This is a genomic window from Peptoniphilus indolicus (assembly GCF_900454665.1).
Taxonomy (GTDB): Bacteria; Bacillota; Clostridia; order Tissierellales; family Peptoniphilaceae; genus Peptoniphilus; species Peptoniphilus indolicus.
On sequence record NZ_UGTH01000001.1, the window covers coordinates 531479 to 544166 of the forward strand.

Consider the following 12688-nt stretch of genomic DNA (forward strand, 5'->3'; position numbering starts at 1 on the left):
GGCTATCTTAATTGTCTATAGATATAGCTCCATTTACTGTACCTATTTCTATAACATTTCTTCCATTCTTGATTTTTTTATCGATTCTCCTTGGAAATAGATTACTTTCTTCATATTCAAAAAAAGTGCTAACACCTCCATTTATTGAATTTATTTTTATGTTAGCATCAAAATTTTCCATCTTAATATTAGCCGCTCCATTTATTGAATTTATATTCATATTAAACGACTCTTTACTATCTATACCTAATGCACCATTTACTGTTTCTATTGTAAGCTCCTTAATATTTGTGTCTATTGACATAGCACCATTTAAATTAGTTATCTTTGCTATCAACTCTTCCGGATTTTTTGAATATACTATCGTTCGTCTATAATTATTTTTAAACAAATCTTTTATTGAAATATTATCTGTTTCTCCACCCTTATCATCAATAATCAGTTTTCCATTTTCAAAACTATAAACAACATTCCCCTTTTCCCCATCAGTAATTTTTATTCCATTGTAATTTGATTGTTTTATTAATAGTCCACCGTTTAATTTTTCTATATAAAGTTCTTTTATCTCAGCATCAAAGTTTTCTTCTTTAGCAAAATTTTCTGTATCTGAAAATCCTTTTTGCTCTTCAATATCTTTCATAATACTCAAGTCAATTACTGAATTTTTTAGCTTATCTCTATCATTTATAAAAAATGAAACTCCAGCAATTATTGAAGCAGATATTCCTAATAACAATACTATAATAATAAATCTTTTCATCTATATCACCAACTTCCATCTTATTGCAAAAAATACGTCTCCAACTGTTCTAATAAAGAATTTTAAAAATTTAATTCCTAAATACAATAATATTATTCCAAAACAAATTAGCGCAATCCCTGTAAATAATCTTGTTATTGGATTTGCCAAAATAGCAACTTCTGAAACCGGTATAAATGGAAAAAAGCTCAAAAATAATCCAAGCCCGCCTACTATCAGACCCACTCCAGCTCCCATAAGTCCCATAAATATTCCAAATGCCAACCCGAAAATACCTGTAATAGCGCCTATGATTACCGGAGCAAAGATCAAACCTAAAACTATCAATAAAATATTTCTTGATCTATTATCATTTTTTTCTATATTTTCTTCATTTTCTATATTTTCTTTTTTTGTAGCTTTTTGAGGGTCTCTTCCCAAGTACTCTTTAGCTATGTCATCAGGATATCCAAGTTCTTCAGCAATCTTTTCTTCAGTTTTGCCTTGTTCTATTCCCAAGTTAAAATGCTCTTCATAATCATAGATAATATCATCTACAACTATTTTGGGCAGTTCTCCAAGATGATATCTTAATAAATTCAAATAATCTTTTTTATTCATCCGTTTCACCTTTCAATATCATATTTACAGAATTAATAAATTCAAACCACTCTTCAATTTGTCCTTCATATTGTTTTTTCCCAAAATTAGTAATAGTATAGTACTTTCTCGGCGGTCCACTTTGAGACTCTTCTAAGTATGTAGAAACATATCCTTCATTAGATAGTCGCCTAAGTAGAGGATAGATACTGCCTTCTGAAATATTTATATGCTTTGAGATTTTTTCTACCATTTCATAACCATAGTGGTCTCTATCCTTGAGAAGTGCAAAAACTAAAAGTTCTAAAACACCTTTTTTAAACTGTACGTTCATATAATTCCCTCTCTTCAGATGTATAATATCACAAGCTACCTTTTAATACAAGGTACTGAGTATAAAATAATACTAATTAAAATATTACTACCAATCCAAAAACTTTTTTATTAATTTACTCTATAGTTTGTAAATATGTATTACTTTATAAATAATTTATCAAATTATAACTTTTGAATTATCTATCATATAGAATAGCTAAATTTATAAATTTCATTAAAAACCCCCTTTCACTATGTACAGCAAAAGGGGTTCTTATCATTTTCTCATTAAAAATAGTGTTACTAATTTTTTATATTAAAATTCAGTTCTTGGGTCTTTAGCTCCGTAGAATGTTCCTGTTTTAGGGTCTTTTATAATTGCATTTACATCTCCCATAACAGGTTTCTTTGTTACTTTATAGCCCATATTTTCAAGTTTCACTTTTACATCTTTTACAAGAGTATCTTTTTCTATTCTTATTTCATCAGGCAACCATTGCATATGGAATCTTGGTTTAGCAACAGCTTCTGCTATATCCATTTCATGGTCAATTACGTTTGATATTACTTGAAGTACAGTAGTTATGATTCTAGTTCCTCCAGGGCTTCCGACTACCATATATACTTTTCCATCTTTTAGGATTATAGTCGGAGACATAGATGATAGAGGTCTCTTTCCACTTTCTATTGCGTTCGCATCTCCGCCAACTGCTCCAAATACATTTGGAACTCCTGGCTTAGCAGAAAAATCATCCATTTCATCATTTAATAAAAATCCTGCTCCGTCAACAGATGCTCCAGAACCAAATGTCCAGTTTATTGTATAAGTTACTGATACGGCGTTTCCCTTTGAATCCATTACTGAATAGTGAGTAGTTTGGTCTGATTCATAAGGAAGTTCTAATCCTGGTTTAACTTGTGAACTTGGAATAGCTTTATCTTTATTTGCAACTATCTTTTCATATATTTTTTTAGCATATGCTTTGTCCATGAGTTTTGCAGTTGGAACTTTTACAAAGTCAGGATCTCCCATGTATTCAGCTCTGTCTGCATAAGCTTGTCTTTCAGCTTCCGCCATCAATTGGATTGTTTCTGAAGAAAGTGAACCCATTTCTTTGATGTTTGCATTTTCCATTATGTTTAAAATTTGTATTATATGAGTTCCTCCTGATGATGGTGGGCACATAGAAACTATATCATATCCTCTGTAAGTTCCCTTTACTGGAGTTCTCCAAACTGTCTTATAAGCAGCTAAATCAGCCTTTGTTATAAGCCCACCATTCTTTTCCATATCTTTAACTATAAGGTCTGCGGTTTCTCCTCTGTAAAATTCAGATGGTCCTCTTTTAGCTATTCTCTCTAAAGTTTTTGCCAAATCTTCTTGTTTTAAAACTTCTCCTTCTTTATAAGGATTTCCATTTGCTTTATAGAAATATTTTTTTGTAGCTTCAAATTTTTGCATTCTATCTTTTTCTTCTACAAACGTTTCAGCTTGTCTTGATGATAATTTAAAACCATTTCTAGCTGTGTCTATAGCTGGTTGAATTAATTCTGATAATTGCATAGTTCCGTATTCGTTAAGCATTTCACTCATGCCCTTTACAGTTCCTGGAATTCCGGCAGCTTTGTATCCTGTTACACTCATGCCATCTATTACATTACCTTTTTTATCAAGATACATATCTCTTGTAGCTTTTGCCGGAGCAGTTTCTCTAAAATCCAATGCCACGTCTTTACCATCTTCAGTGTGAATCAATGCAAATCCACCGCCGCCAATATTTCCTGCAGCAGGGTGTACAACAGCTAACATATATCCAACTGCAACAGCTGCGTCAATTGCATTTCCACCTTTATCAAGTACTTCCTTACCTACTTTGTTCGCCAAAGGATTAGTACTCATTACAAGCCCTGTTCCATTGTCTTTTACTGGCTCTCTAGTTGCCGCATATGTACCAATTGGCGAAAGCGCCGACACCATTAAACTAAGTACTAACGTCCAAATAGGTAATCGTTTTCTTATCATATTAAATACCTCCTTTATCTTATTTTCAGATTATCACAATAAATTAATTGTGTCAATTACAATTTATCATGATAATCTAATGAAAGACTACAGGATGTAAAATTTTTCAACATCAGGATTTTTTTCAAGCATTTCTGAAATTCTTATAACTTCATCTTCATCATCCGATAAAAATCTCATATTTATTGTAAGTTTACTTTCGCCACTTAGTTGTTTTATATTGCTGTATTTTATCTTCTTGTATCCAACATGCTGTTTAATTTCATCTATTACAGTTAAATTATTTGCTTGAATAACAAGAGTATGTGTAGACGCGGCAGAGAAAAATACGCCTCCGACATATAGCATACTTTGTACTGTCGCCATTACCATACATACAACTATCCCAACAAAATACAGGCCCGCTCCAAAGCTCATACCTATAATCGCCATAGTCCAAATACCCGCTGAGGTAGTCAGCCCACTTATTGTATCATCTTTTGTAAATGTCAATATAAGAATGTACATTTTTGCTCAAATAATAATGTACATTTTCTTATTCCTCCTTTTCAAAAATATGGTCTTTTAATCTATATGATGCTCCTGTTATTGAGATGACTGTTGAATGATGTAATAGTCTATCTACTATTGCTTGGGCTATTTTTTCATCATAAAATAGTTCTCCCCATTCTGAAAAGTTTAAGTTACTTGTTATAATTGTACTTTTTGTTTCATACCTTTTATCTATTAGTTGAAATAGCATTCTTTCGTCTCCGTGGTTTAGGGGAAGGTACCCTAGTTCGTCTATTATCAGTAGCTTATATTTTGTGTAATGTTTGATTCTATTGTCTAATCTATTTTCTAGTTTGGCTCTTTTTAGATTGTCTATTAAGTCGTTACATTTGATAAAGTAGGTGCTTATTCTTTTTCTTGCGGCTTCTATTCCTATGGATGTTGCTAAATGAGTTTTACCTACTCCGCTATTTCCTAATATTATTATGTTTTCATTTTTTTCTATGAAACTTAATCCACATAGCATTTTTATTTGATTTTCGTTTATGTTTTCATTGAAGTTAAAATCAAAGTTTTTTAGGGTTTTTATGCTTGGAAAGTTTGCTACTTTTACCATTTGATTTGCTGCTACTATTTTCTTGTTATCTACTTCATAATCTGTTAATCTTAAAAGCCCATCTATTAGTGATATATTTGGATCTTTAAGTTCATTTTCTAAATGTATTATTACCTGCTTTAAATTTAGATATTTTAGGTTGGTTATTAGTCTTTCATAGTTTGTGCTATATTCCATATATTTCTCCAATCTTTTTTAAATTTTCTTTTGCAATTTCTTTTATTGCTACTGAATCTTTGTTTTTTAATGTATTGGATAATATTTCTTCGTAGTCTTCTAAATGATAATTTAATTTTTTATGGCTTATTTTATGAATTGTTACTAATTTTGTGTTATCATAGACGTACAATTTATTATCTAATACTTGTAAGTTTAATGGCTTATTTTCATATTCAGTTGGGACTGAGTATTGATTCTTCTTGTATGTTATCATAGAGGATTTGTTTACTCTTACTTGTGTTAGCTTTATTTTGTAGAGATTTCTTATTTGCTTACTTGGTAGTGGCTTTAAGAAGTCTTTTTCTTTTTCTAAAAGTTTAATTGGTATTTGACCTGTTCCTTGATGAATATCTAAGTTTACTCGGTTATTAATTTTTGAAACTAAGTCTAAAAGTTCTTGATATGTTAATTTCCCTTGTTAGGCGTTAATTTCTTCTAATAGTTTCATGCTAGATTCTACTTTTCCTTTAGTCTGTGGTCTTTTGGCTGTACATGGTTTTAGATCAAAACCATAATCTTTCATAAATTGATAAAACTTATTGTTAACTTTTCCTTCTTTTCTACCGGTTCTTGGCTCATCCATAATTGTTTTCATATTATCAGTTACTAAGCTTTGAGGAACTCCACTAATTTGTTCAAAGCTAGAATTTAAAAAGTCAAATAGAGTACTTTGTTTTTTGTCTAGTGATACACTAAAAATCCTATATCTTGAATATGAAAGTATGAAAACAAAAATATTTAAATTAATTACCTCTCCATCAGAAGTTATGAACTCTATATTTTCTTTCCAATCAATTTGAGCTTGCTCTGATGGAGATGATTCAAATCTTATTTTAGCTTTGTTTTTTCCTTTATTTTTATCAAAATATTCTTTGAAAACTTCATTATTGTTAATGTATTTATTGAAATTAGAAAGGCTTGTATCTAGAGCATGATTATCTTTTAGATATCTCCAAAGAATTGTTTTAGAGTAGAATTTTTGAACAGAGTTAACATCAAGCAACTCTTTAATTACATCCTTAAACTTGTCTATTTTAGAAGATTTGTTTCTAGAAAAGGGTTTTATCATAATCATGATAATATTTTTTAATAGTACGTCTATCCACACCAAGTTCTTTAGATAAAGCAGAATAGTTTGGTTTTAAATCATTTGAATCCATAATTATTTTTAATTTTGATAAATCTTTTAACTTTTGTATTTTAATTTTCAAGTTATTTATTAATGAATATTCCATTATTTCCTCCAAAATGTTATATTCATTATTTTATCAAATTGTACATTCCTATTTAATCATTTTTGTACATTCTTATTTTACCGTTTACAGATGAGTTTAAGGGTGATAGTGGCAATAACAAGTATCAGACTTCTCTTCTTAATGGTGATACTCATAGTGTTATTGATATTTTACTTTCTAGGAGTAAGGATTGTTTGTTTGAGTATTTTAAAAGGATTTCTAATATAGAGAGGATGAGTGTTAAGTTTTTTGTAAGTGATATGTCTAATTTTTTTAAATCTGTTAGGGATAGGTTCTTTAGAAGTTCGATTCATATTATTGATAGGTATCATTTCATAAGACAGGTTTCTTGGGCTTTGGAGAATGTTAGAAAGAGGATTCAAAGGGATGTTTCTTCTAAGCTTAGGGTGTTTTTAAGAGAAGTAAGAGTTTAGTTACAAAGCCTTCTTCTATGCTTAGTTCTATGCAGGCTAGTGAGGTTTCTTTAATGCTTGGGTTAAGTGAGGATTTAAGGTTAGCTTATCAATTAAAGGAGTTGTTCTACCAATATGTTCTTACTCAGCCTAATAAAAAGATGGCTAGTATATGTTTGAGTGAGTGGATAAGAAGGGCTAAGGAGTCCGGTTTAAAGGAATTTAGTTCTTGTATTACTGCTTTTAATGATTGGTTTGATGAGATATGTAATTCTTTTGATTATCCTTGGTCTAATGGTCCTCTTGAGGGTACGCATACTAAGATAAAGACTTTAAAGAGAAATTGTTTTGGTATGAGGAATTTTGATTTATTTAGAAAACGAATTATGTTTTCGTGTAAGTAGTTGGTAAAAGAGTATTAAATTTTCTGAAAACTCCTAGGAGTTTTGTTTGCTATGCTTATTTTTAGTGGTTTTTGTTTTATTTTAGTTTTGGACTTATTTTAGCTGCTATGTGTTGATTTTTACATAAAATGAGAGGCTCGATTTATGAGCCTCCCCAATGTTTGACATAGAGCCAAAAAATGATGTTGCAGAGTAGAATCATCTATTCTGCAACATCACCTAATTGTTAATTAAATTAGTCGATAAGTTTAGAAACAACGCCTGATGCTACTGTTCTTCCACCTTCACGAATTGCGAATCTTAATCCTTCGTCCATCGCGATTGGTGTGATTAGTGTTACTGTGAATGTTGAGTTGTCTCCTGGCATTACCATTTCTACGCCTTCTGCTAGTTGGATGTCTCCTGTTACGTCTGTTGTTCTGAAGTAGAATTGTGGTCTGTATCCGTTAAAGAATGGTGTGTGTCTTCCACCTTCTTCTTTTGATAGTACGTATACTTCGGCTTCGAATTTTGTGTGTGGATTGATTGTTCCTGGTGCTGCTAGTACTTGGCCTCTTTCGATTTCATCTCTTTGGATTCCTCTTAGTAGGGCTCCGATGTTATCTCCTGCTTGGGCTTGGTCTAGTTGCTTCTTGAACATTTCAACTCCTGTTACTACTAGGGTTCTTCTTTCTTCTGTTAGTCCTACTAGTTCTACGTTGTCGCCTACTTTTACTGTTCCTTGTTCTACTCTTCCTGTTGCTACTGTTCCTCTTCCTGTGATTGAGAATACGTCTTCTACTGGCATTAGGAATGGGTGGTCTATGTCTCTTACTGGCTCTGGAATGTATTCGTCTACTGCTTCCATTAGTTTTAGGATTTTGTCTCCCCATTCTCCGTCCGGATCTTCTAATGCTTTTAGGGCTGATCCTACTACGATTGGTGTGTTGTCTCCGTCAAAGTCGTATTCGCTTAGTAGGTCTCTGATTTCCATTTCTACTAATTCGATTAGTTCCGGGTCATCTACTTGGTCTTCTTTGTTTAGGAATACTACTATTTTTGGTACCCCTACTTGTCTTGCTAGTAGGATGTGTTCTCTTGTTTGTGGCATTGGACCGTCTGCTGCTGAGCATACTAGGATTGCTCCGTCCATTTGTGCTGCTCCTGTGATCATGTTCTTTACGTAGTCAGCGTGTCCTGGACAGTCTACGTGTGCGTAGTGTCTGTTTGCTGTTTCGTATTCTACGTGTGATGTTGAGATTGTAATTCCTCTTTCTCTTTCTTCTGGTGCTTTATCGATGTTTGCGTAGTCTACGAATTCACCTGATCCGAATCTTTTGTTTAGTACTAGTGTTATTGCTGCTGTTAGTGTTGTTTTTCCGTGGTCTACGTGTCCTATTGTTCCTATGTTTACGTGTGGTTTGTTTCTTTCAAATTTAGCTTTAGCCATTGTAATTCCTCCTTAAAGATCTTACTTTTTGTCTCCAAGAACTTCGTCAGAAATGTTCTTAGGTACTGGTTCATAGTGGTCAAATTGCATAGAGTAGTTAGCTCTACCTTGTGTGTTTGAACGAAGTGATGTTGCATATCCAAACATCTCTGCTAGTGGTACATAACTTGTTATGATTTGTGCACCATTTACAAGTTCCATACCTTCCATTCTTCCACGTCTTGAGTTTATATCTCCGATAACATCTCCCATGTATTCTTCTGGAGTTGTTATTTCTACTTTCATTGTTGGTTCAAGAAGTACCGGATTTGCTTTTGCAAGTGCATCTCTTAATGCCATAGATCCAGCAATCTTAAATGCCATTTCTGAAGAGTCTACATCGTGGTAAGAACCATCATATAGTTCAACTTTAACGTCTAATACTTCATATCCACCAAGTACACCTGATTGCATTGCTTCTTCGATACCTTGTTGTGTAGGTCCGATGAATTCCTTAGGAATAGCACCCCCAACAATGTTGTTTTCGAATACAAATCCTGAACCCGGTTCAAGAGGTGTAACTCTGATCTTACAGTGACCGTATTGTCCACGACCACCTGATTGACGAACATATTTACCTTCGCCTTCAGAAGCTGTAGTAATAGATTCTCTATAAGATACTTGTGGATTACCGATATTTGCTTCAACTTTGAATTCTCTTAAAAGTCTATCTACGATAATGTCAAGGTGAAGCTCTCCCATACCTGCGATTATAGTTTGACCTGTCTCTTCGTCAGTGTATGTTCTGAATGTTGGGTCTTCTTCTGCTAATTTTTGAAGTGCAATACCCATTTTTTCTTGAGATGCTTTTGATTTTGGTTCAATAGCAACAGAAATTACCGGTTCTGGGAATTCCATTTTTTCAAGAATTACTTTTGATTTTTCATCACAAAGTGTATCACCTGTTGTAGTGTCTTTTAGACCAACAGCTGCAGCGATTTCTCCTGCATATACTTCATCAATTTCTTCTCTCTTATTAGCATGCATTAAAAGAATACGTCCGATTCTTTCTCTCTTACCTTTAGTTGAGTTATATACATAAGAACCTGATTTCAATACCCCAGAGTAAACTCTAAAGTAAGCTAACTTACCAACGAATGGGTCAGAAACTATCTTAAATGCTAATGCTGATAGTGGTTCTTCGTCTGAAGCGTGTCTTTCTATAGGTTCTCCGTCATCATCAGTTCCCTTGATTGCCGGAATATCTAATGGTGATGGTAGATAATCTATAATAGCGTCAAGAAGTAATTGTACCCCTTTGTTCTTATAAGAAGATCCACAAGTACATGGTGTTATCTTAACATCTACTGTACCTTTTCTTATAGCTTTTTTAATTTGCTCTTTAGAGATTTCTTCACCTTCAAGGTATGCCATCATAAGTTCTTCATCAAACTCCGCAACCTTGTCAATCAAGTTTTCTCTATATTCTTCTGCTTGAGCTTTATATTCTTCAGGAATGTCAGTAACTTCAATTTCTGTACCGTCATCATTCTTGTAGATTTCAGCTTTCATTTCTACAAGGTCAATCATACCGATAAATGTGTCTTCAGCTCCCATTGGGATTTGAATAGGCACCGGGTTGCCTTGTAATTTTTTATCTATTGTAGCAACTGATCTAAAGAAATCAGCTCCTGTAACGTCCATTTTATTGATATGTGCAATTCTAGGCACACCATATCTATCTGCTTGTCTCCAAACAGTTTCAGATTGCGGTTCTACACCACTCTTTGCATCAAACAAGGCTACTGCACCATCAAGAACTCTTAGAGATCTTTCTACTTCTACAGTGAAGTCAACGTGTCCCGGAGTATCAATGATATTAAGTCTATGATTCTTCCAATTTGCAGTTGTTGCAGCTGAGGTAATTGTGATACCTCTTTCTTGCTCTTGTTCCATCCAATCCATTTGCGCTCCACCTTCATGTGTTTCGCCTATTTTATGGATTTTACCTGAATAATAAAGTATACGTTCAGTAGTAGTGGTTTTTCCGGCATCGATATGAGCCATGATACCAATATTTCTTACTCTATTTAAAGGTATATCACGAGCCATGGGCTTCCTCCCTTACCATCTATAGTGAGCAAATGCCTTATTGGCTTCTGCTGTTCTATGCATTTCTTCTTTTCTCTTCACACTTGCTCCTAAGTTGTTAGATGCGTCAAGTATTTCTTTCGCAAGTCTTTGAGCCATAGTTTTTTCACCTCTAGCTCTTGCATACTTAACCAACCATCTTAGTCCAAGTGTTTGACGTCTTTCAGGTCTAACTTCCATAGGTACTTGGTAAGTAGCCCCACCGATTCTTCTTGCTTTTACTTCTAATACAGGCATTACATTATTAAGAGCTTTGTAGAATACTTCTAAAGCTTCTTCACCTGTTTCCCCTTGAATATTTTCAAGAGCATTGTATACAATTCTTTGTGCTGTACCCTTTTTACCATCTAACATTACGTTATTGATAAGTTTTGTGATGATTACATCATCATAAACAGGATCAGCCATTACTTGCCTTTTTTGGATGTGTCCTTTTCTTGGCATAACTTCCCTCCTTAACTATTTAGTCGATTCATTGGTACTCGATTAACGTAAGCCAAAAAATCTATATAAAGAATGTTAAATCAAATCAATCTTATTTCTTAGGTCTCTTAGTACCGTATTTAGATCTTGATTGTTTTCTGTTGTCAACTCCAGCTGTATCAAGTGTTCCACGAACAATGTGATATCTAACCCCTGGAAGGTCCTTAACTCTTCCACCTCTGATAAGTACAACACTGTGCTCTTGTAGATTGTGTCCTATCCCTGGGATATAAGCCATTACTTCGTATCCATTAGTAAGACGAACTCTGGCTACTTTTCTAAGCGCTGAGTTAGGTTTCTTAGGAGTTACTGTTCTAACTGCTACACAAACCCCTCTCTTTTGTGGTGAGTTTACTTCTGTTTCAACTTTTCTTAGTGAATCATAGTTAACATCAAGAGCTGGTGACTTTGATTTAGTTTCAATTTTCTTTCTACCTTTTCTGATTAATTGGTTAATAGTTGGCATTCTTTCACCTCCATAAAATTAGTAAATTCCAACACACACATTAAGACTACCTTTAAAGGTAGTCTTAAATAGCTATCAAAATACTCAATAAGTATATCATTCAACCTGTTTTAAGTCAACTTTATTTAGCCAATATTTCTCTAATTTTGTAGCTTTAGAATACTTATAACCAAAAAAAGACCTAAAATATATCACAAAAGGTATTCTTAGGTCCTAAAAATTTAAATTATTTATTTTAGATTAAGTCCAACTACTAAAATACTAAACTGTATTCTCAAAAATTTTCTAAAAAACTTTTATAACTCCTTCACTATAAATTTTTAATCTCTTCAGGAACTTCTATCTTTTCAAGTTGATTTATTTTTTCATAATTTCCGCTTTGTTTTAACTGTGTAACTTCGTCGTTCTCCTTATTTAAAAAGCGTGCTTCCCACTCAAATGAAATAGGCTGATATGTATCTTTTTCAAAAGAAAATTCAGCTCTTATTGAAGTTAACTCTCCTATAAATGAATTGCTCTCATCTTTTCCAAAAAGAATATTTTCAATTTCACTTATATTATCTGAGTTGGACTCAAGCTTTAATATATAAATATCTTGCGACTCTACGATTTCATAATAACTTTCAAGATTTTCCAAAATAGAGTTTGAATCAAATGTAGTTTTTGCAACAAAAGTAGGTATGTCTTCTTTATTGTCGTTCATATCGTCAATTGTTTTCTTATTCCATTCCCCTTTGTTTTCTCTATAAAAATTCTCTTTGTCTATGATATAAACTTCGCTTTCATTTTTAGTGTTATCACTTATGCCTTCCCATTTTGCGTGATATATCTTAGGCTCCCTTATCATTTCAACAGTCCCATTTGAATTAGTTACTTCTTTTTTCTCATCAGACTGAGCATTAAATGTCGCTTCACTTTTAGTCTTAACAACATAACTCATTAAATCTTTTTCTCTTAATAATTTTGAAAATACTTCTTTTTTGTTTACAGCCTCAGTATCTTCACTCAAATTGCTTTTTGTCCCTTGTGAACAACCTATCAAAAACATTACAACAATTAACGTAACCATCAAATATTTTTTCATAGAAACCTCCCTATACTTTGCTTTATTTATAACTAACCCC

11 protein-coding genes and 2 pseudogenes are annotated in these 12688 nt (G+C 32.9%); 1 reads left to right on the forward strand and 12 read right to left on the reverse strand.

Annotated features, from left to right (window positions below; translation table 11 throughout):
• Positions 1 to 7: 7 nt before the first annotated feature.
• The 7 genes and pseudogenes from DYE58_RS02610 to istA all read right to left on the reverse strand — a co-directional run bounded on the left by DYE58_RS02610 (position 8) and on the right by istA (position 6239).
• Entirely contained in the window at positions 8 to 760 is a 753-nt protein-coding gene (locus DYE58_RS02610; protein ID WP_115311987.1) for a DUF4097 family beta strand repeat-containing protein, read from the reverse strand.
• Entirely contained in the window at positions 761 to 1360 is a 600-nt protein-coding gene (locus DYE58_RS02615) for a DUF1700 domain-containing protein (protein WP_115311988.1), read from the reverse strand.
• Positions 1353 to 1673: a PadR family transcriptional regulator gene (locus DYE58_RS02620; RefSeq protein ID WP_004819159.1), complete on the reverse strand. Its 321-nt coding sequence runs from the start codon at positions 1671 to 1673 to the stop codon at positions 1353 to 1355. Before DYE58_RS02620 ends, DYE58_RS02615 begins: the two co-directional genes overlap by 8 nt.
• A gap of 297 nt (positions 1674 to 1970) precedes the next feature.
• Entirely contained in the window at positions 1971 to 3677 is a 1707-nt protein-coding gene (gene ggt / locus DYE58_RS02625) for a gamma-glutamyltransferase (protein WP_004819161.1), read from the reverse strand.
• 87 nt (positions 3678 to 3764) lie between these two features.
• Entirely contained in the window at positions 3765 to 4184 is a 420-nt protein-coding gene (locus tag DYE58_RS02630; RefSeq protein ID WP_115311989.1) for an MgtC/SapB family protein, read from the reverse strand.
• A 28-nt stretch (positions 4185 to 4212) separates the two neighbouring features.
• Positions 4213 to 4962 carry an IS21-like element helper ATPase IstB gene (gene istB / locus DYE58_RS02635; protein ID WP_004823537.1) on the reverse strand — a complete coding sequence of 250 codons (750 nt, stop codon included), beginning with the start codon at positions 4960 to 4962 and terminating at the stop codon, positions 4213 to 4215.
• Positions 4952 to 6239: pseudogene (istA, locus tag DYE58_RS02640) on the reverse strand (IS21 family transposase). Before istA ends, istB begins: the two are co-directional and overlap by 11 nt.
• A 62-nt stretch (positions 6240 to 6301) precedes the next feature.
• Here istA and DYE58_RS11285 point away from each other — a divergent pair.
• Positions 6302 to 7056, forward strand: a pseudogene (locus tag DYE58_RS11285) (ISL3 family transposase).
• 235 nt (positions 7057 to 7291) lie between these two features.
• On the opposite strand, the gene tuf reads toward DYE58_RS11285, so the two are convergent.
• The 5 genes from tuf to DYE58_RS02675 all read right to left on the reverse strand — a co-directional run bounded on the left by tuf (position 7292) and on the right by DYE58_RS02675 (position 12648).
• Complete coding sequence (gene tuf, locus DYE58_RS02655) at positions 7292 to 8485, reverse strand: elongation factor Tu (protein ID WP_115311992.1); 1194 nt, start codon at positions 8483 to 8485, stop codon at positions 7292 to 7294.
• Between the two features lie 21 nt (positions 8486 to 8506).
• On the reverse strand, positions 8507 to 10576 hold the full coding sequence (gene fusA / locus DYE58_RS02660) for an elongation factor G (RefSeq protein ID WP_004819166.1): 2070 nt from the start codon (positions 10574 to 10576) through the stop codon (positions 8507 to 8509).
• Positions 10577 to 10588: 12 nt separating this feature from the next.
• A complete protein-coding gene (rpsG, locus tag DYE58_RS02665) occupies positions 10589 to 11059 on the reverse strand; it encodes a 30S ribosomal protein S7 (protein WP_004819168.1) in 471 nt (156 codons plus the stop codon).
• 91 nt (positions 11060 to 11150) lie between these two features.
• Positions 11151 to 11564, reverse strand: a complete 414-nt coding sequence (gene rpsL, locus DYE58_RS02670; protein ID WP_004819171.1) for a 30S ribosomal protein S12 — start codon at positions 11562 to 11564, stop codon at positions 11151 to 11153.
• 310 nt (positions 11565 to 11874) lie between these two features.
• Positions 11875 to 12648 carry a DUF6612 family protein gene (locus tag DYE58_RS02675; protein WP_004819172.1) on the reverse strand — a complete coding sequence of 258 codons (774 nt, stop codon included), beginning with the start codon at positions 12646 to 12648 and terminating at the stop codon, positions 11875 to 11877.
• Positions 12649 to 12688: the final 40 nt, after the last annotated feature.

Bases quoted from the DNA above. Each gene is read 5' to 3' on its own strand.
- ggt (WP_004819161.1), bottom strand. From the start codon at position 3,677: ATGATAAGAAAACGATTACCTATTTGGACGTTAGTACTTAGTTTAATG.
- DYE58_RS02620 (WP_004819159.1), bottom strand. From the start codon at position 1,673: ATGAACGTACAGTTTAAAAAAGGTGTTTTAGAACTTTTAGTTTTTGCA.
- fusA (WP_004819166.1), bottom strand. From the start codon at position 10,576: ATGGCTCGTGATATACCTTTAAATAGAGTAAGAAATATTGGTATCATG.
- DYE58_RS02675 (WP_004819172.1), bottom strand. From the start codon at position 12,648: ATGAAAAAATATTTGATGGTTACGTTAATTGTTGTAATGTTTTTGATA.
- rpsL (WP_004819171.1), bottom strand. From the start codon at position 11,564: ATGCCAACTATTAACCAATTAATCAGAAAAGGTAGAAAGAAAATTGAA.
- DYE58_RS02630 (WP_115311989.1), bottom strand. From the start codon at position 4,184: ATGTACATTCTTATATTGACATTTACAAAAGATGATACAATAAGTGGG.
- istB (WP_004823537.1), bottom strand. From the start codon at position 4,962: ATGGAATATAGCACAAACTATGAAAGACTAATAACCAACCTAAAATAT.
- DYE58_RS02615 (WP_115311988.1), bottom strand. From the start codon at position 1,360: ATGAATAAAAAAGATTATTTGAATTTATTAAGATATCATCTTGGAGAA.
- rpsG (WP_004819168.1), bottom strand. From the start codon at position 11,059: ATGCCAAGAAAAGGACACATCCAAAAAAGGCAAGTAATGGCTGATCCT.
- DYE58_RS02610 (WP_115311987.1), bottom strand. From the start codon at position 760: ATGAAAAGATTTATTATTATAGTATTGTTATTAGGAATATCTGCTTCA.
- tuf (WP_115311992.1), bottom strand. From the start codon at position 8,485: ATGGCTAAAGCTAAATTTGAAAGAAACAAACCACACGTAAACATAGGA.